The 18,549-nt window shown below is 72.7% G+C and carries 17 protein-coding genes; 11 read left to right on the top strand and 6 right to left on the bottom strand.

Annotation, left to right across the window (positions count from 1 at the left end; genetic code table 11):
- Position 1 precedes the first annotated feature (1 nt).
- Positions 2 to 1,234, bottom strand: coding sequence for a serine hydrolase domain-containing protein (locus ACN26Y_RS02210; RefSeq protein ID WP_155333819.1), 1,233 nt, complete (start codon positions 1,232 to 1,234; stop codon positions 2 to 4).
- An 82-nt stretch (positions 1,235 to 1,316) separates the two neighbouring features.
- Here ACN26Y_RS02210 and ACN26Y_RS02205 point away from each other — a divergent pair, with 82 nt between their 5' ends.
- The 3 genes from ACN26Y_RS02205 (at position 1,317) to ACN26Y_RS02195 (ending at position 3,481) form a co-directional block, all read left to right on the top strand.
- The gene (locus ACN26Y_RS02205; RefSeq protein ID WP_155333818.1) at positions 1,317 to 1,910 is read left to right on the top strand and encodes a pentapeptide repeat-containing protein; all 594 of its coding nucleotides are present in this window, start codon (positions 1,317 to 1,319) and stop codon (positions 1,908 to 1,910) included.
- Between the two features lie 208 nt (positions 1,911 to 2,118).
- Entirely contained in the window at positions 2,119 to 3,060 is a 942-nt protein-coding gene (locus ACN26Y_RS02200; protein WP_422734162.1) for a hypothetical protein, read from the top strand.
- Between the two features lie 73 nt (positions 3,061 to 3,133).
- Complete coding sequence (locus ACN26Y_RS02195; protein ID WP_155333816.1) at positions 3,134 to 3,481, top strand: DUF1330 domain-containing protein; 348 nt, start codon at positions 3,134 to 3,136, stop codon at positions 3,479 to 3,481.
- 92 nt (positions 3,482 to 3,573) lie between these two features.
- On the opposite strand, the gene dacB is transcribed toward ACN26Y_RS02195, so the two are convergent.
- Positions 3,574 to 5,157 carry a D-alanyl-D-alanine carboxypeptidase/D-alanyl-D-alanine endopeptidase gene (gene dacB, locus ACN26Y_RS02190; RefSeq protein ID WP_155333815.1) on the bottom strand — a complete coding sequence of 528 codons (1,584 nt, stop codon included), beginning with the start codon at positions 5,155 to 5,157 and terminating at the stop codon, positions 3,574 to 3,576.
- A gap of 278 nt (positions 5,158 to 5,435) precedes the next feature.
- Between dacB and ACN26Y_RS02185 the strand changes: the two genes are divergently transcribed.
- Positions 5,436 to 5,717: an adhesin gene (locus tag ACN26Y_RS02185; protein WP_155333814.1), complete on the top strand. Its 282-nt coding sequence runs from the start codon at positions 5,436 to 5,438 to the stop codon at positions 5,715 to 5,717.
- A gap of 7 nt (positions 5,718 to 5,724) precedes the next feature.
- Here the strand turns inward: ACN26Y_RS02185 and ACN26Y_RS02180 are convergent, their stop codons facing one another.
- Positions 5,725 to 6,822: a beta family protein gene (locus tag ACN26Y_RS02180; RefSeq protein WP_196255765.1), complete on the bottom strand. Its 1,098-nt coding sequence runs from the start codon at positions 6,820 to 6,822 to the stop codon at positions 5,725 to 5,727.
- Between the two features lie 375 nt (positions 6,823 to 7,197).
- Here ACN26Y_RS02180 and ACN26Y_RS02175 point away from each other — a divergent pair, with 375 nt between their 5' ends.
- Positions 7,198 to 7,590 (top strand): cupin domain-containing protein, encoded by a 393-nt coding sequence (locus tag ACN26Y_RS02175; RefSeq protein WP_155333813.1) that lies wholly within the window; start codon positions 7,198 to 7,200, stop codon positions 7,588 to 7,590.
- Positions 7,591 to 7,639: 49 nt separating this feature from the next.
- Complete coding sequence (locus tag ACN26Y_RS02170) at positions 7,640 to 9,427, top strand: glycoside hydrolase family 15 protein (RefSeq protein WP_422734160.1); 1,788 nt, start codon at positions 7,640 to 7,642, stop codon at positions 9,425 to 9,427.
- A gap of 60 nt (positions 9,428 to 9,487) precedes the next feature.
- Here ACN26Y_RS02170 and ACN26Y_RS02165 read toward each other — a convergent pair whose 3' ends face one another.
- Positions 9,488 to 10,681: a threonine synthase gene (locus tag ACN26Y_RS02165; protein ID WP_155333811.1), complete on the bottom strand. Its 1,194-nt coding sequence runs from the start codon at positions 10,679 to 10,681 to the stop codon at positions 9,488 to 9,490.
- 27 nt (positions 10,682 to 10,708) lie between these two features.
- Positions 10,709 to 11,752 carry a DNA polymerase ligase N-terminal domain-containing protein gene (locus tag ACN26Y_RS02160; RefSeq protein ID WP_155333810.1) on the bottom strand — a complete coding sequence of 348 codons (1,044 nt, stop codon included), beginning with the start codon at positions 11,750 to 11,752 and terminating at the stop codon, positions 10,709 to 10,711.
- 109 nt (positions 11,753 to 11,861) lie between these two features.
- On the opposite strand from ACN26Y_RS02160, the gene ACN26Y_RS02155 reads away from it, so the two are divergent.
- From ACN26Y_RS02155 to ACN26Y_RS02145, 3 genes are all read left to right on the top strand, one after another.
- Positions 11,862 to 12,647 (top strand): aldo/keto reductase, encoded by a 786-nt coding sequence (locus ACN26Y_RS02155; RefSeq protein ID WP_155333809.1) that lies wholly within the window; start codon positions 11,862 to 11,864, stop codon positions 12,645 to 12,647.
- Between the two features lie 154 nt (positions 12,648 to 12,801).
- Entirely contained in the window at positions 12,802 to 12,963 is a 162-nt protein-coding gene (locus ACN26Y_RS02150) for a hypothetical protein (protein WP_196255764.1), read from the top strand.
- Positions 12,963 to 13,928, top strand: coding sequence for an N-acetylmuramoyl-L-alanine amidase (locus ACN26Y_RS02145; protein ID WP_422734159.1), 966 nt, complete (start codon positions 12,963 to 12,965; stop codon positions 13,926 to 13,928). The genes ACN26Y_RS02150 and ACN26Y_RS02145 overlap by 1 nt, the downstream gene beginning before the upstream one ends.
- Positions 13,929 to 14,020: 92 nt before the next feature.
- Here ACN26Y_RS02145 and ACN26Y_RS02140 read toward each other — a convergent pair whose 3' ends face one another.
- Positions 14,021 to 15,172, bottom strand: coding sequence for a GH12 family glycosyl hydrolase domain-containing protein (locus ACN26Y_RS02140; RefSeq protein WP_422734158.1), 1,152 nt, complete (start codon positions 15,170 to 15,172; stop codon positions 14,021 to 14,023).
- Between the two features lie 305 nt (positions 15,173 to 15,477).
- Here ACN26Y_RS02140 and ACN26Y_RS02135 point away from each other — a divergent pair, with 305 nt between their 5' ends.
- On the top strand, positions 15,478 to 16,584 hold the full coding sequence (locus ACN26Y_RS02135) for an FAD-dependent monooxygenase (RefSeq protein WP_155333806.1): 1,107 nt from the start codon (positions 15,478 to 15,480) through the stop codon (positions 16,582 to 16,584).
- 175 nt (positions 16,585 to 16,759) lie between these two features.
- Positions 16,760 to 18,520 carry a cytochrome c oxidase subunit I gene (gene ctaD / locus ACN26Y_RS02130; RefSeq protein WP_422734157.1) on the top strand — a complete coding sequence of 587 codons (1,761 nt, stop codon included), beginning with the start codon at positions 16,760 to 16,762 and terminating at the stop codon, positions 18,518 to 18,520.
- Positions 18,521 to 18,549: the final 29 nt, after the last annotated feature.

Here is an 18,549-nt window from a genome sequence, read left to right as displayed (position 1 = left end):
GTCAGTCGACCAGCGCCGAGTAGACCAGTTGGCGCAGCTGCGGCCGGATCGGCCAGGTGCTCGACGGGAGCAGCTGGGTGAAGAACAGCGCGGTGATCTCCTCGGCCGGGTCGACCCAGAAGGCCGTGCTCGCCACCCCGCCCCAGTAGTACTCGCCGACGCTGCTCGGCACCCGGGACGGGATCGGGTCGTCCACGACGGCGAACCCGAGCCCGAAGCCGACTCCTTCCAGCGTGGTCTCGGCGAAGCCGCCGGTGGACAGCGTCTCCAGGTCGCTGCCGCCAGGGAGGTGGTTGCGGGTCATGAACCGCACCGTGCGCGGTCCGAGCAGGCGTACGCCGTCCACCTCGCCGCCGCGCAGCAGCATCTGGGTGAAGCGGTGGTAGTCGGCGGCGCTGGAGAGCAGCCCGCCGCCGCCGGAGAGCAGGGTCGGCTTCTCGTACGCCAGGGCGCCGAGCTTGTCGTAGCGGAACGCGCGGCCGGTACGCGGATCCGGCGCGTACAGCGCGGCCAGCCGCGTCGCCGTGTCGCCCTCCACCCACCAGTGCGTGTCGGTCATGCCCAGCGGGCGGAAGATCCGGTCGGCGAGGAACGCGTCCAGGCTCTGCCCGGAGATCACCTCGACCAGCCGGCCGAGCACGTCGGTGGCGACCGAGTAGCCCCACGCGGTGCCGGGCTGGAAGAGCAGCGGCAGCTCGCCGAAGGCCGCGCAGGCGGTGGCGAGGTCGACGTCGGCCGGCGGGTACAGGTCGTACCCGGCGGCCCGGTAGAGACCGTCGACGACCGAGGTCTGCATGAACCCGTACGTCAGGCCGGCGGTGTGGGTGAGCAGGTGCCAGACCCGGATCGGCTCGACGGCGGGCACCGTGTACGGCTTGAGCGTCGACCCCTTCGAGTAGACCCGGATGTCGGCGAACTCCGGCAGCCAGCGGCTGATCGGGTCGGTCAGCTCGAACCGGCTCTCCTCCCAAAGCATCATCGCGGCGACGGAGGTGACCGGCTTGGTCATCGAGTAGATGCGCCAGAGCGTGTCCGCCTCCACCGGGAGCCGGGCCTCGGCGTCGCGCAGCCCGTACGTCGAGGAGTGCGCCACCTCGCCGCGGCGGGTGACCACCACCTGGAAGCCGGCGAGCCGCCCGTCGTCGACGTACCTGCCGAAGTGCTCGTCGAGCCGCGCGAGGCGGGTGGGGTCGAAGCCGATCTGGTCCGGGTCGATGCTGCGTGCCACGCTCACACCGGCGAACCTACCCGGCGGTACGCCGCAGCCGGAAGGGCGGCCGGCCACACCTGTCGGTGCCGGTCAGTAGCCTGGGCCGATGCCGGAGCTGACCGAGGGCACCACCTTCCGCGACGACGACTGGTACGGGGAGGAGATCACCGACCGGCACTTCGTCGGCTGCGAGTTCCACCGGGTGGACCTGACCGAGGCGGTCACCCGGGGCGCGGTCTTCACCGGCTGCACGTTCGGCAACGTCCACTTCAACGCCTCCCGGCACGTCGACTCGGCCTTCACCCGGTGTGTGTTCCGCCGCTGCAACTTCTTCGAGGCCGAGTTCACCGGCTGCAAGCTGGTCGGCAGCACCTTCGCCGAGTGCGACCTGCGACCGCTGACCGTCGACGGTGGGGACTGGTCGTTCGTCGCGCTCCCCGGCGCCGACCTGCGCGGCGTGCGGATCACCGGGGTACGCATGCGGGAGGCCGATCTGACCGGAGCCGACCTGACCGGCGCGACCGTGACCGGGGTGGACCTGTCCGGCGCGACGCTGAGCCGCACCCGCCTGGCCCGCGTCGACCTGCGCGGCAGCGACCTGACCGCGCTCGACCCGACGCAGGTCGAGCGGGCGGGAGCGGTCATCGACGCCGAGCAGGCGCTGGTGATCGCGCAGACGCTCGGCTTCCACCTCGGCTGAGCCATGATCCAGTGACGTTCGTGACTACCCCCTGAACGCGGGAGGTGGACGGAGCTGGGAACGCTACCAACGGGTAACGAAGTGGGCACACGGAACGGGCGCGGACTGGCGGGAAGTCCGATCTGATGCAAACGTGAAACCCCTCGGACGGCGTAACGTTTACGCCGCTTCGGGCGCTGCGTGCGCAACCGTGGGGAGTGGAGGGTCGGTGCCGGAGGAGGACGTGACGCCGCCGGGCACCCAGGGGCCTCGGCGCGGCAGGCATCCGGGCGCCCGGCACCGGTCGTCGAGCGGCGCGGATCGGGCCCGCTGCGCCCTTCGCCGACTGTCCCGGCCCGGGCGGCGCCGGCGCTGGGCGGTCGCGGTCGTCACCGCGCCCGCGTGCCTGGCCGCCCTGCTCGCGTACCTGAACTGGGGCTCCGGGCCGGCACCGGAGGAACCACCGGTGGCGGGCAGCGTGCCGGCCGGGGTCGGCCGGCCGAGCGGTCCCCCCGGCACGCAGCCGGCCGCCGGTCCGGCGTCGCCCGGCCTGCGCCCCCGGCAGCGGCCGCCGAGCCCGTCGCCGACGGCGACGCCTGCACCCCCGACGCCGACGCCCGCGCCGCCACCGGTGCTCACCCTGACCCGGAACGACGTGCCCGCGGAGGTGGACCTGACCGCCGTGGGCACCCGGGACTGGATCCACTGGGGACTGCGCGGCGACGACTCGACCGTGCGCAAGCGCGGCGGCTCCGGCGAGATCCGCGACGACGGCGGCAGCGGCCGCCGGGGTTCCTGGGACGGCAACCAGGAGACCTTCCGATGGCGGGGCGGCACTCCGGTGGAGTCGACCGACGGCACTCCGCACGGGGTCTACACCTGCGGCGTCGGCCGCGGCTTCACGCTCGCAGTGGCCGGGAGCGGCCAGCCGCGGACCGTCCACGTCTACGCCGGGACCTGGATGGCCCGGGGCCGGTTCGACGCCCGGCTCTCCACCGGCGGCCCGACCCGCACCCTGCGCATGGAGGACCCGCACACCAGCCGGTCCGCCGAGTTCGTCGTGCGCTTCCAGGCCCCGGAGGGTGCCCAGCTCGTGCTGACCTGGACCGCCGAGCACGCCTTCACCGACGACTGCGCCGGCGTCAACCTCCAGGCGGCGGCGTTGCGGTGATCGCGGGCCGGAGTAGCGTGGTGCCGCCGACCGTGCTGGACGGATCGGCCCGTCGCGCACCCAGGGGAGGGCCATGACCGCGTTCGCCGTCGCACACCTGCGTACCCCGAACTTCGACCACGAGGACATCCACCGTTACCTGGAGCTGATCCAGGCCACTCTGGACCCGTTCGGCGGGCGGTTCCGGGTGCACGGGCCGCAGATCGAGGTGATCGAGGGGGAGTGGCCGGGCACAATCGTCATCATCGAGTTCCCGGACCGGGAATCGGTCCGCGCCTGGTACGACTCCCCGGCGTACCGGGAGATCCTGCCGCTGCGGACCCGGCACGTCGAGGGGTCCGCGATCATCGTCGACGGGGTGCCGCCCGACTACGACGCGGCCCGCACCGCGGCGTACCTCCGCGCCCAGGCGGCGAGCTGAGTGGACAGTGGGCCCCCGGTGCGACGCCGACGTCGTACCGGGGGCCCTGACGAACGGGCCTCCGCCGGAGCCCCCCGCCCGCTCGTCCGTCCTCAGCAGGCGATGGGCTTCACCCACGAGCACTCGCGGTCCTCGGGCGCGGCCGGAGGTTCGGCCACGGCCGGTGGCGCGGTCCGCGCGGCGCTCGCGCCCTGCTCGGTGTACGACGCCAGCGCGACGGCGATCTGGTCCTCCAGCCCCTTCACCGAGGAGGCGAGGTAGTTGTTGAGCAGGATGGAGAAGGCCAGCAGCCGGCCGTCGGCGTCGGTGACGTAGCCGGACAGGCCGGAGACGCCGGTCAGGCTCCCGGTCTTGGCGTGCACGTTGCCCGCGGCCGGTGTGCCCCGCATCCGGCTGCGCAGCGTCCCGCCCACGAAGCGCTCCGCCTCACCGGCCACCGGCAGGGCCGCGTACCAGGCGGGGAACCAGGGCTCGGCGCGGACGGCGGCGAGCAGGTCGACGAACTCGGTCGCGGGGACCAGGTTGCGCCGGGAGAGTCCGGAGCCGTCCCGCTGGCGGAAGGTCGTCGGGTCCATGCCGGCGCCGGCCACGTACCCGTTGATCGCGGCGATCCCGGCCGGCCAGGTGCCGGACCCGGCGAGCACCCGGCCGATCTCCTTGGTGAGGACCTCGGCGTGCCCGTTGTTGGAGAGCTTGAGGAACGGGACCATCAACTCCGCCAGGGTCATCGAGTCGTGCCGGGCCACCTCGACCGCCGCGGCGGGCGTGGGCCGGCCGAGGACGGTACGGCCCAGCACCCGTACGCCGTGCCGGCGCAGCGCCGAACGGAAGACGTCGGCCGCGTACCCGGTCGGTTCCCAGACCGTGACCCAGTCGCTGGCCGGCGCGTCCCCGACGGCGATCTGGCCGGTGACCACGACGGTGTTGCCACCGTGGACGCGCTCGAAGGAGATCGACGTGTCACCGTCCGCGACGGTCGTCGCGCGGTTGTCGATCCGGAGGTATCCGGTGGCCGGCGTGGTGGTGACCACCGGCCGGCCGCCGGGCGTGACCGCCGGGGCGGCGTGCACGATGACGGTGCCCGCGTCGTAGTCGGTGTCCGGCGCCACGGTCAGCGCGGAGACCTGCGCCGCGTAGTAGTACGGCTCGTCGTCCCACGTCCAGTCCGGACCGAGCCGGGTGTCGTCGTAGCGGGTGTCGTCGGCGACCAGGTTCCCGGTCACCACCCGGATGCCGGACCCGGCCACCTTCGCGGCCAGCGCGTCGTAGTCCGCGGCGAGCATCGTCGGGTCACCCCCGCCACGCAGGTGGAGGTCGCCGGCGACGACGGTGCCGCGGCGCGGCCCGCCGGCGAGCACGCCGGTGTGGAAGCGGTGGTCCGGGCCCAGCAGTTCCAGCGCGGCGGCCGAGGTCAGCAGCTTGGTGTTGGACGCGGGGACGAGGCGGCGGTCGCCGTTGCGGTGGTAGACCGTCTCACCGCTGGCGGCGTCCTTGACCACGACGGAGGCCTGGGCGCCGGCGAGGCGGGAGTCGGCGAGGATCGCGTCGATCGTGGCGTCGAGCCGGGTCGCGGCGGGGGTCGGCGACTCGGCCGTCGCGGTGGGTGCGCCGGTGGTGGCCGCGGCGGCGACGACGGCCACCAGCGCGAGCGTCCGGGGGAAGAGACGACGATGCATGCGGTGATGCTGTCACGGAGATATCTGCCAGGAAAGAGCATAGAGCGAAGAAAATCTTCGTCGGCTAGCACGGATCGGACCGAAGGCTGGCCCGTTCGCCGGTTTTCACCCGATCGGGTACGCGCTGGCGGGCCGGTTGACGGACGGGCGGGTAGCGGGCACCGTAGGCCCTGAGGGGCCCGGTCGTGGGCCCCGAGCCGCGACGGGCGACGTCCCTGTCGCCCCGGCCCGCCGTCGGTGGCCGGTCGCGTATCCCAGGAATCACGAGGAGTTCCGCCATGCTCACCATGACCGACAACGCCGTGCTGGTGATCCGAGACCTCGCCAACCAGCAGGACGTCGCGGAGGACGGCGGCGTCCGGATCGCCGCCGACCCGGAGGCGGGCTCGCTCACCGTCGAGCTGGTCGAGCGGCCGGTCGACGGCGACCACGTGGTCGACAACCAGGGGGCACGCATCTTCCTCGACTCGGACGCGGCCGAACTGCTCGGGGACGCCTCCGTGGACGCCACCGTCGACGACGAGGGCATCGTGCAGTTCGGGTTCACCGAGAAGCAGTGAGCCAGAATCAACCGGCCCGTCGGGCGGTTCCGCCGCGGTTCGGCCGGGCGGGCCGACCGGGGATCGGCTGACCGGGCGGCATCCGTCCCGGCCGGGCGTCCCGCGCGGAGGCCCGCAGGGCCGTCAGCACGTGGGCGAGGTGATGGGACGTGCACCACGCCGCCCAGGTGCTGGTCGAGCCCGCTCCACCGGACCGCCGGGCACGGCGGACGATCTCGTGGTCGCCCCACGAGTACGCCCCACCCGCCGCCGGCCAGTACGGGGCCGCGACCAGGGTGCGGCACAGGTCCGCGAACCGGTCGTCGCCCCGGCCGCCCCGCCGCGACCAGCGGTAGATCCACCACGCTCCGTCGGCCGTGTAACGCATCGTGGGCAGCCGGTCGCCCGCCTGGTCGGTGTCACGCGCCGCCGGGTGGACGCCGTAGTCGCCGTAGCCGACACCCAGATTCGCCAGCTCCTGCCACAGCAGCCAGTCCCACCGGTCGAGCCGGACCGGCTCGTCGGTGGGCAGGCGGGACAGGGCGGGCGGCATCCCGCCGGCCGCCACGCTGATCGAGCGCCAGGCGTGCCGGCGGGCCCAGTCCAGCAGGCGGCGGACCCGGGGCTCCGCCACCCGCACGTCGGCCCGGCAGCACACGTCCGCCGCGTCGACCAGCAGGTCACACTGCTCCGGGTCCAGCCCGGTCCACCGCCAGACCCGTTCCACCGCCGCGGTGGCCGCGTCCGGCCCGGCCCGGTCCGTGCCGATGCGCAACCGGACCAGCGCCCGCCGGGCGTGGGCCCGGGCCGCGGCGCCGTGCGCGACGAGCCGCCGCTCGCTCTCGGCGAGCCCGATCACCGGCACCAGCGGTACGCCCCAGCGCGCCAGTTCCGTCTCAGGCGCGTCGGGCAGGGCGGAGACGTCGACCGCGGGGAGCAGCGCCGCCGGCAGTCGACCGAGGACGTCCACGGTGAAGGAGTCCAGGAGGGACACGTCGATGACCGGAGCGAGCAGCGGCGCCAGGCTCGGGTCGAGGTGGCTGAGTGCCTCCAGCTCACCGCGCCGGTTGGCAAGGATGGGGCGGTAGACCGGTTCCGCCTCCCGGCCCCCGTGGGCGGGCACCATACTTCAGCCTAGCCACGGCACTCGTGGCGGTCACCGCAAACCCCGATCCCCGGTCCGCTCCGCCGCAGGTCAGGGCCGCTCGCTGGCGGCTGCACTGTCCACGATCGGACACTTCCGGCCCCCGTTGGCGCGCCGAGACGCACACGAGCGCACGGCGCCGCCCGACTCCTGGTCGGAACGTCGCCGCGCTCTGGCCGTCTCCCACCACCGCAGCCGTACGGCGGTACGCCAGCGGGGACCTGGCTCGACCGGACCCGTGGGCCGGTCGTGGTGTCGATCCCCGTCCAGCCGGGATCCAAACCTTCACGACGTGGGGAATTCCACCATTTGCGAGTCCCGGCGTGGCGCACGGCCGGAGCGGGTAAGGGGTGCGACATGGAGCATTTCACGATCGCGACGGTCGCCGAGAAGAGCCCGGACTTCCGGCGGGTGCTGTGGACCGGGCAGCACAGCCAGCTGGTCATCATGACGATCCCGCCGGGCGGTGAGATCGGCGAGGAGGTCCACGAGGACGTCGATCAGATCCTCACCTTCGTCAGCGGGACGGGCGAGGCACGGGTGGCGGGGGAGAAGCGCGGGATCGCCCAGGGCGACCTGGTGGTGGTGCCGGCCGGCACGAAGCACAACTTCGTCAACACCGGCCCGAACCCGCTGGTGCTCTACACCGTGTACGGCCCGCCGGAGCACGCCGACCAGGTGGTGCACCGCACCAAGGAGGAGGCGGACGCGGCCGAGGCGGCCGGCGAGGACCAGCCCCCCACGTCCTGACCTGGCGGATCGCCGGTCTGACACCGGTGGATCGGGGTACCCGCAGCGGGTGGACCAGCCGGCGATCTCCGACTACGGGTTCCTCTCCGACTGCCGCTCCGGTGCGCTGGTCGGCCGGGACGGCTCGGTCGACTGGTGGTGCCCGGACCGGTTCGACGGTCCCGCGGTGTTCGGGCGGCTGCTCGACCCCGACGCCGGGCACTGGTGCCTGGCCCCGGTCGGTGCGGGCCGTCCCGGACACCGCGTGGAGCGCGCGTACCGGCCGGACACGCTGGTGCTGCGGACCGTGCACCACACCCCGGAGGGAAGCGTCGCGGTCACCGACGCGCTCGCCGCCGAGCTGGGCGCCCGGGGGCACCGGCTGGGCATGAACTCGCCGGCGGTGCTGCTGCGCACCGTCGAGGGCCTGTCCGGGCGCGTACGGATAGCGTCGGACTTCGCGCCGCGGCCCGACCACGGCCTGCTCACCCCGTTCCTGCACGACCAGCCGGACGGCGCGGTGCTCGCGGTGGCCGGGGCGACGGTGCTGGAGCTGCGCTCGGACGGCCCGCCGCTGCACGCTGGCCCGGACCGGGTCCGCACCGAGTTCGAGGTCGCCGCCGGTGACACCGTCGGCCTCACCGCCGGGTACGGGCGCACGTACGGCGAGCGGCCGGCCCGGCTCGACCCGGCGACCATGCTGGCCGAGACGGTGCAGGCGTGGGAGGCGTACCGCGAGACCCACCAGTACGAAGGGCGCTACCAGGACCTGGTACGGCACAGCGCGGTCGTCCTCACCGGCCTCACCTACACCCGCAGCGGGGCGGTCGCCGCCGCGCTCACCACGTCGCTGCCGGAACGGATCGGCGGCGACCGGAACTACGACTACCGGTTCGCCTGGCTGCGCGACTTCTCGATGACACTGCACGCCCTCTGGGTGGCCGCCTGCCCCACCGAGGCGTCCCGGCTCTTCCAGTGGGCGGCCCGCTCGATCGGCCGCCCCGGCCCGGAGCCGGTGCCGGTGCTCTTCGGTCTGGAGGGCGAGCGGGACATCTCCGAGCACGCCTCGACACACATGCGCGGGTACGCCGGCAGCCAGCCGGTGCGCTTCGGCAACGACGCCTGGCGGCAGCGGCAGCTCGACGTGCCCGGCGAGATGATCTCGGCGGTGTGGCGGCTGCACCACCTGCTCGCCGACCCGTTCGACGAGGAGCTGCGCGAGATGGTGATCGGCCTGACCGAGCAGGTGGCCGACACCTGGCACCTGCCGGACCGGGGCATGTGGGAGACCCGGGACACCGACCGGCACTACGTGTCGTCGAAGGTGCTCTGCTGGGTGGCGATGGACAAGGCGGTCGCGCTGGCACCCCGGCTCGGTGAGCGCGCGGACCCCCGCCGCTGGGCGGCGATCCGGGACGAGATCCGGAGCAGCGTGCTGCGTGCGGGGTGGAACGAGAGCGTCGGGGCGTACACCGGCTCCTTCGGGGCCAGCGAGATGGACGCCTCCGTGCTGTTCCTGCCGGTGGCGGGGTTCCTCCCGGCCACCGACCCGCGGATGCGCGCCACCATCGAGGTCGTCGAGCGCGATCTCACCACCCACGGCGGGCTGGTACGGCGCTGGGACGGCGATCCCGCCGGGTTCCTGCTCTGTTCGTTCTGGCTGGTGGAGTGCCTGGTGCTGGCGGGGGAGCGGGAGCGCGCCGCAGCGCTGTTCGAGCGGGTGGTGGGGCACGCCAACGACGTCGGCCTGCTCAGCGAGCAGATCGACCTGCACACCGGCGCTCAGCTCGGCAACACCCCGCAGGCCCTCTCGCACATCGGCCTGATCAACGCCGCGTGGCGCCTCACCTCGGAGTAAGGAAGGGCCCCCTGTTAACGCCTCCGGTAGTAAAAGGGTCCCTTCCTAACACATGTGCGGTCAGGCCGGCAGCACCGGCAACCCGCCGACGCCCACCGTCTCCGGGTACTTCAGGCCGGCGCCGGTGTTCAGCACCACGACCCGCTCGCCGGCCCGGATCCAGCCGCCCGCCCGCAGCTGCCGCGCCGCCGTCAGGCAGGCCGCTCCCTCCGGGCAGAGCAGCAACCCCTCCCGCGCGGCGAAGCCCCGCAGGTCGGCCAGGAGGTCCCCGTCCGCCACGGCGACGGCGGTGCCCGCGCTCTCCCGCAACGCGGCCAGGATCAGCTCGTCGCCGAGCGGCGCCGGCACGGTGATGCCGAACGCGACGGTGCGCGCGTCGGCCCACGGTTCGGCCCGCTCGGCGCCGGCGGCGAAGGCCCGGACGATCGGCGCGCAGCCGGTCGACTGCACGGCCACCAGGCGGGGCAGCCGGTCGGTGATCCAGCCCAGCTCGCGCAGCTCGTGCAGCGCCTTGTGGATGCCGATCAGGCCGACGCCGCCCCCGGTCGGGTAGATGATCACGTCGGGCACCTGCCACCCGAGCTGCTCGACGATCTCGTACCCCATGGTCTTCTTGCCCTCGAGCCGGTACGGCTCACGCAGCGTGCCCGCGTCGAAGACCGCGCCGTCGGCGGCGGCGACCAGTCGTGCGACGTGCCGGCCGGCGTCGCTGATCAGCCCGTCGACCAGCCGCAGGTCGGCTCCGGCGGCGACGCACTCGCGGCGGCAGATGGCGGGTGCGTCCCGGGGCATGACGATGGTCGCGCCCAGCCCCGCCCGGGTCGCGTACGTGGCCCAGGCCGCGCCCGCGTTGCCGTTGGTCGGCATGGCGATCCGCTCGACGCCCAGCTCGCGGGCGCGGCTCACCCCCACGGCCGCGCCGCGCGCCTTGAACGACCCGGTCGGGGCCAGACCCTCGTCCTTGACCAGCAGGTCCGGGACGCCGATCTCGGCGCCGTACGCCGGGGCGCGCCACAGCGGCGTCCAGCCCTCGCCCAGCGTGGTGACGTACCCGGGATCGGCCACCGGCAGCAGCTCCCGGTACCGCCACAGGTCGGCCGGCCGGAGCCCGAACCGCTCCGGCGTGACCACCTCGGCGACCGCCGCCAGGTCGTAGCGGGCCAGCAGCGGGGACCCGCACCCGCACAGGTTCTGCGGCTTGCCGGCGTCGTGCTCCCGGCCGCAGCGCGGACACTCCAGGTGGGTCAGGTACACGGCGCTCCTCGCATCGTCCGCGGTCGGTCAGCTCGTGTCGATGCTCAGCCAGTGGCGGCTGCGCCGGCCCGGCTCGTACGCCGAGTCGAGGCGCTTGGCCACCACACCCGGCAACCCCTGCTCACCGGCTGTCCGCAGGGCCTCGGCGCCGGTGCCGGGGAACCAGGGCGGAGTCTGCCAGTGGGGCCCGCCCAGCGCCAGCCCGTCGAGCAGTTCCCGGCGCTGCGCGTACGGCAGCCCGACGCTGGTCACGCCCTCCAACCAGAGCAGGTCGAAGAGCAGGAACTGGGCGTCGGCGGTGGCGCGCCCGCCACGGGCCGGGCGTACCCGACCCGCCTTGTCGATGCGGACCAGGACGCCGTCGAGCACGGCCTCCGTCGGCGCCAGCGCCTCGGCCATGTCCCGCAACCAGGGGTACGTCCCGGTGATCTCCTCGTCGGTCTCCGACAGCAGCCGCAGCCGGCCGCCGGAGACGTACGCGACCGCCCGCACGCCGTCCCAGCGCAGCTCGTACCCCCACTTGTCGGCGTCGCGGGGCAGCTTCCGCGCGGGCGTGGGGTGCATCGGGCGGACCAGTTCCGGCATGGCCTCCCAGCCGTCCGGCGGCGGGTCGGTGCGCCGGACCATCCAGTCCCGTCCGTCGCGGCCCCCGGCGGCGAAGAGCACGTACCGGCCGCTGGTCCGCTCCCCGTGGAGCGTCACGACGACCTCGTCGTCGCGCCACTTCTCGCAGCGGTAGGTGCCCTGGTCGTGGATCGTCATCCGGCCGCCGCCGTACTCGCCGGCGGGGATCTCGCCCGCGAAGTCGAGGTACTCCATCGGGTGGTCCTCGGTGTGCACGGCGAGGTGGTTGCGGCCGGTGTCCCGGGGCAGCCCGCGCGGCACCGCCCAGGAGGCGAGGACGCCGTCGTGCTCCAGCCGCAGGTCCCAGTGCAGGCTGCGGGCGTGGTGCTGCTGGATGACGAAGCGGGCGCCGTCCGGGCCACCCGCCTCCGGGGCCCGCTCCGGCACCGGTTCGGGGGTACGCGCAGCGTCCCGTTTGCGCCGGTACTCCGCCAGCCGGTCAGCCACATCCGCATTCTCCGGCACCGGGGCGGATTCCGCCCGGGGTCGGCCCGGTCGGGGGGTGTGGGTCCGGTTGGCCGGTGTGTCGGGGGCGATCACGGGTAGAACCGTCGGTATGGATCTCGACCAGCCCACCGTTCTGCTCTCCGGCGACGTGCGGATACCGCTGCTCGGCTTCGGCACCTGGCAGATCACCGGAACGGCGGCGTACGAGGCGGTGCTGGCCGCCCTCGACGCGGGTTACCGGCACGTCGACACCGCCACCATGTACGGCAACGAGGCGGAGATCGGTCGGGCGGTCGCCGAGAGCGGCCTGCGCCGGGAGGACGTCTTCATCACCACGAAGCTGCCGCCGGACCGGGTGGGCCGGGAACAGGAGACGATCGAGGCGAGCCTGCGCGCGCTCGGCACGGACCACGTCGACCTGTGGCTGGTGCACGCGCCGCCGTCGAACCCGGCGGACAGCATCCCGGTGTGGCGGGAGATGCTCGCCGCCCGGGACGAGGGCCTGGCCCGTACGGTCGGGGTCAGCAACTTCAGCACCGCGCAGATCGACGAGCTGATCCAGGCCACCGAGGAGACCCCGGCGGTCAACCAGATCCGGTGGAGCCCGTCGCTGTACGACCGGCAGCGTCACCGGGACCACCGGGACCGGGGCGTCGTGCTGGAGGGTTACAGCCCGTTCAAGACCAGCGACCTGTCGGACCCGGTGCTGGTCCGGATCGCGGCCGCGCACGACGTCTCACCGGCCCAGGTGGTGCTCCGCTGGCACGTCGACCACGAGATCGTGGCGATCCCGAAGAGCGTGACGCCGGAGCGAATCCGTTCCAACGCCGACATCTTCACCTTCTCCCTCACCGCCGAGGAGATGCGCGACATCGACGCGCTCGGCAGCGCCTGATCTCCCCCAGCGCCTCGGCTGGTCGACCGGGGCGCGCCTGGCATGGCGAAAACTTTCATCCCAAACAAGGGTGCCGAAGGGTATCGACATTGACGAACGTGACAGGGTAGCGTCACGGCCATTAATCGATCCTCGTAGTTCTCTGGAGGACGCCATGGCCCCTGCCCGTCCCGTCCGTCTGCGCCGCCGAGGTCTGCTCGGCGTGCCGGCGCTGGTGGCCGCCGCCGCGGTCGCCGTCGCCGCCCGGCCGGCACCCGCGGTCGCCGCGACCGCCGCGCCGAAGGAGTGCCTCGCCGACCTGCTCCAGGAGTCGTGATGGCCACCATCCCCTGGTTGGTGGACGTGCTGCGGGGCGCCGGCGTCCAGGTCGTGACCCACGGCGACTGGCTCAACCGCATGCGGCCGGGCAGCTTCAACCCGATCGGCGTGCTCTGGCACCACACGGCCGCGACCTCGAGCGCCACCAACCCGCACCCGGCGCTCAACATCTGCATCAACGGCCGGTCCGACCTGCCCGGCCCGCTCTGCCAGGCGCTGGTGGACTACCACGGCGTCTTCCACGTCATCTCCGCCGGCCGCTGCAACCACGCCGGCACCGCCCGCGCGAGCGGACCGATCCCCGCCGGGGACGGCAACACGATGCTGATCGGCTGGGAGATCGACTACAACGGGGTCAACCAGCAGATGACGGCGGCGCAGTACAACGCCTCGGTCGCCGCCACGGCCGCCGTGCTCAAGCAACTGGGCAAGGACGCCAGCTACGCCCGCGGGCACCGGGAGACCAGCACCACGGGCAAGATCGACCCGTCCTTCATCGACCTGAACGTGATGCGCTCCGACGTCGCCGCGAAGATGGCCGGTGGCGGCACGGCCTGGAGCGCGATCGTCGACAACTCCACCGCCGGTCGGTTCAGCGCGAGCGCCAACTGGGGCGTCTCCACGTACTCCGCCCAGCGGTACGGGGCCGACTACCGGTACGCCGACCCCGTCGCGGCCAGCGACGCGGCCTGGTACAAGTTCAACGTCCCGGCGACCGCGAGCTACCGGGTGGAGGCGTGGTGGCCGGCGGTCTCCGGCTACAACGCCAGCACGCCGTACATCATCGCGACGACGACCGGCAACCAGACCGTCTACGTCGACCAGCGGGTGAACGGCGGGCAGTGGCGCAACCTCGGCACCTTCGCCCTCCCGGCCGGCGACGCCAACCGGGTGGCGGTGAGCCGGTGGAGCGGTTCCGCCGGGTACGTCATCGCCGACGCCGTCCGGCTGACCCGCGTCTGACCAGCGTGGTCCCGGCGCGGCCGGGCTGTGACGTCGAGACGCGACCTCGCCGGGGTGCCGCGCCACAACGACGCGGCACCCCGACGCAGCCGTCAGGAGCGGGTGCAGGCGGCTCCGTTGAGGGTGAAGCTGGTCGGGGAGGAGTACGCCCCGCTCAGCGTCCCCTGGTAGCCGAAGCTGGCCGTGCCGCCCGGCGCGATCGAGCCGTTCCAGCTCACGTTCCGCGCGGTCACCGACGACCCGCTCTGGGTCACCGTGGCGTTCCAGGAGTTGGTCACCGTCTGCCCGGCGGGCAGCGTGTACGCCAGCGTCCAGCCGTTGATCGCGCTCGACCCAGTGTTGGTGATCTGCACGTCGGCGGTGAAGCCGCTGCCCCACGAGTTCGGCGTGTACTTCACCGCGCACCCGCTGCCGCCCGGCGGTGGCGTGGTCGGCGGGGGCGTGGTGGGCGGTGGGGTGCTCGGCGGTGGGGTGGTCGGGTTGCCGCCGCCGTTGACCGAGGCGGAGAAGTTGGTGACGGCCAGCCCGACACCGCCCTGCCACGGCTCGAACCCGGCCTGGATGCTGGTCAGGTACCAGGAGTTGGTGATCGCGCCCCGGTTGCGGACGTCGTTGATGAAGTCCAGCACGCTGAAGCTCAGGCTCGTGATGGCCGACGGGGCCACGTACGAGATGACGTTGTTGGAGCCGTTGCTGCCGCGCCAGACCTCCCAGGTGCGCCCGGCGAGGCTGGCGGTGCCGACCGGCGAGCCGATGGGCTGGATCGAGCCCTGCCGGTTGAGCCAGATCATGATCTCCATCTGGTTCACCCCGTCCCGCTTGGGTGAGGGGTCGAGCCAGATGTCGTACGAGGCGTTGTAGGTCGCTCCGCTGACGTAGCGGTACGTGATGCTGCTGTTGGCGCTGCTGATCTGGCTGACCTGGATGGGCAGGTTGGTGCCGGGGGAGCAGTTCGTGTAGTGGCAGCCGATGAAGATCGACGGGTACGCGGTCGGCGCGCCGTTGGTGGGGTTGCTGCCGTCCTGCCTGGTGATCTCGAAGCCGGTGTCGGTGACGTTGATGCACTGCTGGGCGCTGGTGCCCCAGCGGTTGTTCTGCACCACGTACCGGCCCTGGATGGTGGTCGAGCCGTACTGCTCGCAGATCTGGGTGTCGGCGGAGGCGGTGCCGCCGAGGGCCACGGCGACGATCGACCCGGCGGCGAGCAGGGCCGCGGCCGCGATGGCGCGGAGTGGACGTTTCATGGTGCTCCTCAGTCACCGGCGCCGCGTGGCGCCGGACGGTCGGTGGTGGAGGTTCGGGAGCGCTCCCACGCTAGTCGACACATTTACATCTCTGAAACCCTCGCGCAACAAGACGGCAGTAATGAGATGGAAAGTGAGGTTTGTCACGTGAGCGACGGGCGGCCCGCTGGTGGTCGTCCAGGAACCGGCGCGGCGCGGAAAGGGGTTGCCCCGAGGGGACCGATTGACTCTGGTGTGCGTCGATTGCGCCGAGTAGTGTCTTGCCTCCAACGCGTGCCGAACCCCCTCCGGAGGCGTACACCACCATGGGTGGCTCCCCCCTGCGCATCCTCGTCGTCGGCGCGGGCATCGCCGGCCTCGCCGTGGCCCGGGCGCTGCGGATGGCGGGCTTCCGGCCCGACGTCACCGAGAAGCTCCCCGCCGGCGAGCTCCCGGAGACCGGCCTCTACCTGCCCGGCAACGCCGCGCGGGCGCTGCGCCGGCTCGACCTCGACGGGCCGGTCCGCCCCCTCGGCCAGGTGATCCACCGGCAGTACTTCCTCGACGCCGCGGGCGCGCCGCTCTGCGAGGTCGACCTCGACGCGCTGTGGACCGGCGTCGGAGAGTGCCGGGCGCTGCTCCGGGCCGAACTGCACCGGGTGCTGCTCACCGGCGCCGGGGGTGCCGTGCGGCACGGCGCCGAGGTCCGCAGCATCGACCTGCTGCCGCGCGGCGTCGGCGTCACGTTCGTCGACGGCACCGCCACCGAGTACGACCTGGTGATCGGCGCGGACGGGCCACGCTCCTCGATCCGTACGCTCGCCTCCCTCGGTGGCCCGCCACGCCCCACCGGGCAGGTGGTCTACCGCAGCGTGGTGCGGGACGCGCCGCCCGTCCGCGAGTGGACCGCGCTGCTCGGGCAGCGGGCCGGGTTCCTGATCGTCCCCATCGGGGCCGGACGGCTGCACTGCTACGCGGACGAGACGGGCACCCAGCCGCCGGTCGACCCGGTGGCCCGGCTGCGGGAACTCTTCGGCGACTACGGCGGCCCGGTGCCCGAGGTGCTGGACTGCCTGGACCACGTGCACGTCGGCGCCACGGACGAGGTCGAGCTGGGCCGCTGGCACCGGGGGCGGGTGCTGCTCGTCGGTGACGCCGCGCACGCCACCGCGCCGACCCTCTCCCAGGGCGCGGCGATGGCCCTGGAAGACGCCGTCGTGCTCGCCGAGTCGCTCACGGCCGCCGGCAGCGTCGAGGCGGCCCTGACGGCGTACGAGAGTCGTCGTCGCCCGCGTACCCGATGGGTGCGGGACCGGACCCGGGACCGCAACCGGACCCGCGACGTGCCGCCGGCGCTGCGCGATCCGCTGCTGCGCGGGCGCGGCGGACGCATCTTCGGCGAGCACTACCGGCTGCTGTTGGGTCCGCTCTGACGGTGGCCGGGGCCGACGGCGGCGGGCGCGGGCGCGGTCCGGGGTGCCGGGTGGCGCAGGTTACCCGACCACCCCACGCGGCGCTGCCACCTGCCGGGGACTATCCTCCTTGCGGATGACGGCCCGCAGACAACAACGCGTGCCGAGCGGGACAACCCAGAACCGGAGGCCACTCGTGACCACCGTCGCACCCAAGCCGGTCGTGACCCGGCCCTGGCCGGTCCGAGCGCCGGTCAAGGGGTCGGCCATCGCGCGGCTGCTGCGGACCACGGACGCGAAGCAGATCGGGATCATGTACATGGTCACCGCGTTCGCGTTCTTCATGATCGGCGGCCTGATGGCCCTGATCATGCGGGCCGAGCTGGCCCGGCCCGGGCTGCAGTTCCTGTCGCCCGAGCAGTACAACCAGCTCTTCACCATGCACGGCACGATCATGCTGCTGTTCTTCGCGACGCCGATCGTGTTCGCCTTCGCGAACTACATCGTGCCGATCCAGATCGGCGCGCCGGACGTGTCCTTCCCCCGGCTGAACAGCTTCGCCTACTGGCTCTACCTGTTCGGTGGGTCGCTGGCCACGCTGGGCTTCATCACGCCGGGCGGCGCCGCCGACTTCGGCTGGTTCGCGTACACCCCGCTGAGCAGCGTCGAGCACTCGCCGGGCGTCGGCGCCAACATGTGGATCGTCGGCCTGGCCATCTCCGGTCTGGGCACCATCCTCGGCGCGGTCAACATGATCACCACGATCCTGACCCTGCGCGCGCCCGGCATGACGATGTTCCGGATGCCGATCTTCACCTGGAACATCCTGGTCACCAGCCTCCTGGCGATCCTGGTCTTCCCGCTGCTGGCCGCCGCGCTGTTCGCGCTCGCCGCCGACCGCCTGATGGGCGCCCACGTGTACGACCCCGCGACCGGCGGGCCGATGCTGTGGCAGCACCTGTTCTGGTTCTTCGGCCACCCCGAGGTGTACATCGTCGCGCTGCCGTTCTTCGGCATCGTCTCCGAGGTCATCCCGGTCTTCTCCCGCAAGCCGATCTTCGGCTACAAGGGTCTGGTCGCCGCGACCATCGCCATCGCCGCCCTGTCGATGAGCGTCTGGGCGCACCACATGTTCGCCACCGGCCAGGTGCTGCTGCCGTTCTTCAGCTTCCTGAGCTTCCTGATCGCCGTCCCCACCGGCATGAAGTTCTTCAACTGGATCGGCACCATGTGGCGGGGCCAGATCAGCTTCGAGTCGCCGATGCTGTTCTCGATCGGCTTCCTCGTCACGTTCCTCTTCGGCGGTCTCACCGGCGTGCTGCTGGCCAGCCCCCCGCTGGACTTCCACGTGTCCGACTCGTACTTCGTGGTGGCCCACTTCCACTACGTGCTCTTCGGCACGATCGTGTTCGCGGTGTTCGCCGGCATTTACTTCTGGTTCCCGAAGATGTTCGGCCGGATGCTCGACGAGCGCCTCGCCAAGATTCACTTCTGGCTGACCATGATCGGCTTCCACACCACGTTCCTGGTGCAGCACTGGCTGGGCAACGAGGGCATGCCCCGGCGGTACGCGGACTACCTGCCGACCGACGGCTTCACCACGCTGAACATGATCTCCACGATCGGCGCGTTCATCACCGGTATCTCGACGCTGCCGTTCATCTACAACTGCTGGAAGTCGTACAAGGCCGGCCCGGTGGTCGAGGTCGAGGACCCGTGGGGCCACGGCAACTCGCTGGAGTGGGCGACCACCTCGCCGCCTCCGCTGCGGAACTTCGACCGGATGCCGCGGATCCGCTCCGAGCGGCCGGCGTTCGACCACAAGTTCCCCGAGCTGGCCGCCGGTGGCCAGTCGCTGGCCGGCCCGCCGGAGGGCGGCGCCAAGCCGCTGACCAGCGAGTCCGACGGTGGTGCCAGCTACCAGGAGGACGTCGCGAGCGACATCGACCGCCGCTGACGGTCCACGTCCCGCACGACGGGCGCCGT

It is taken from the genome of Micromonospora sp. WMMD558 (assembly GCF_049315255.1).
Classification (GTDB): domain Bacteria; phylum Actinomycetota; class Actinomycetes; order Mycobacteriales; family Micromonosporaceae; genus Micromonospora.
This window is presented reverse-complemented; position numbering and strand designations above follow the sequence as displayed.

Excerpts from the sequence above, each read along its gene's own strand:
- ACN26Y_RS02155 (WP_155333809.1), top strand. The coding sequence starts at position 11,862 with ATGGATCTCGACCAGCCCACCGTTCTGCTCTCCGGCGACGTGCGGATA.
- ACN26Y_RS02205 (WP_155333818.1), top strand. The coding sequence starts at position 1,317 with ATGCCGGAGCTGACCGAGGGCACCACCTTCCGCGACGACGACTGGTAC.
- ACN26Y_RS02175 (WP_155333813.1), top strand. The coding sequence starts at position 7,198 with ATGGAGCATTTCACGATCGCGACGGTCGCCGAGAAGAGCCCGGACTTC.
- ACN26Y_RS02195 (WP_155333816.1), top strand. The coding sequence starts at position 3,134 with ATGACCGCGTTCGCCGTCGCACACCTGCGTACCCCGAACTTCGACCAC.
- ACN26Y_RS02140 (WP_422734158.1), bottom strand. The coding sequence starts at position 15,172 with ATGAAACGTCCACTCCGCGCCATCGCGGCCGCGGCCCTGCTCGCCGCC.
- ACN26Y_RS02150 (WP_196255764.1), top strand. The coding sequence starts at position 12,802 with ATGGCCCCTGCCCGTCCCGTCCGTCTGCGCCGCCGAGGTCTGCTCGGC.
- ACN26Y_RS02185 (WP_155333814.1), top strand. The coding sequence starts at position 5,436 with ATGCTCACCATGACCGACAACGCCGTGCTGGTGATCCGAGACCTCGCC.
- dacB (WP_155333815.1), bottom strand. The coding sequence starts at position 5,157 with ATGCATCGTCGTCTCTTCCCCCGGACGCTCGCGCTGGTGGCCGTCGTC.
- ACN26Y_RS02135 (WP_155333806.1), top strand. The coding sequence starts at position 15,478 with ATGGGTGGCTCCCCCCTGCGCATCCTCGTCGTCGGCGCGGGCATCGCC.
- ACN26Y_RS02180 (WP_196255765.1), bottom strand. The coding sequence starts at position 6,822 with ATGGTGCCCGCCCACGGGGGCCGGGAGGCGGAACCGGTCTACCGCCCC.
- ACN26Y_RS02145 (WP_422734159.1), top strand. The coding sequence starts at position 12,963 with ATGGCCACCATCCCCTGGTTGGTGGACGTGCTGCGGGGCGCCGGCGTC.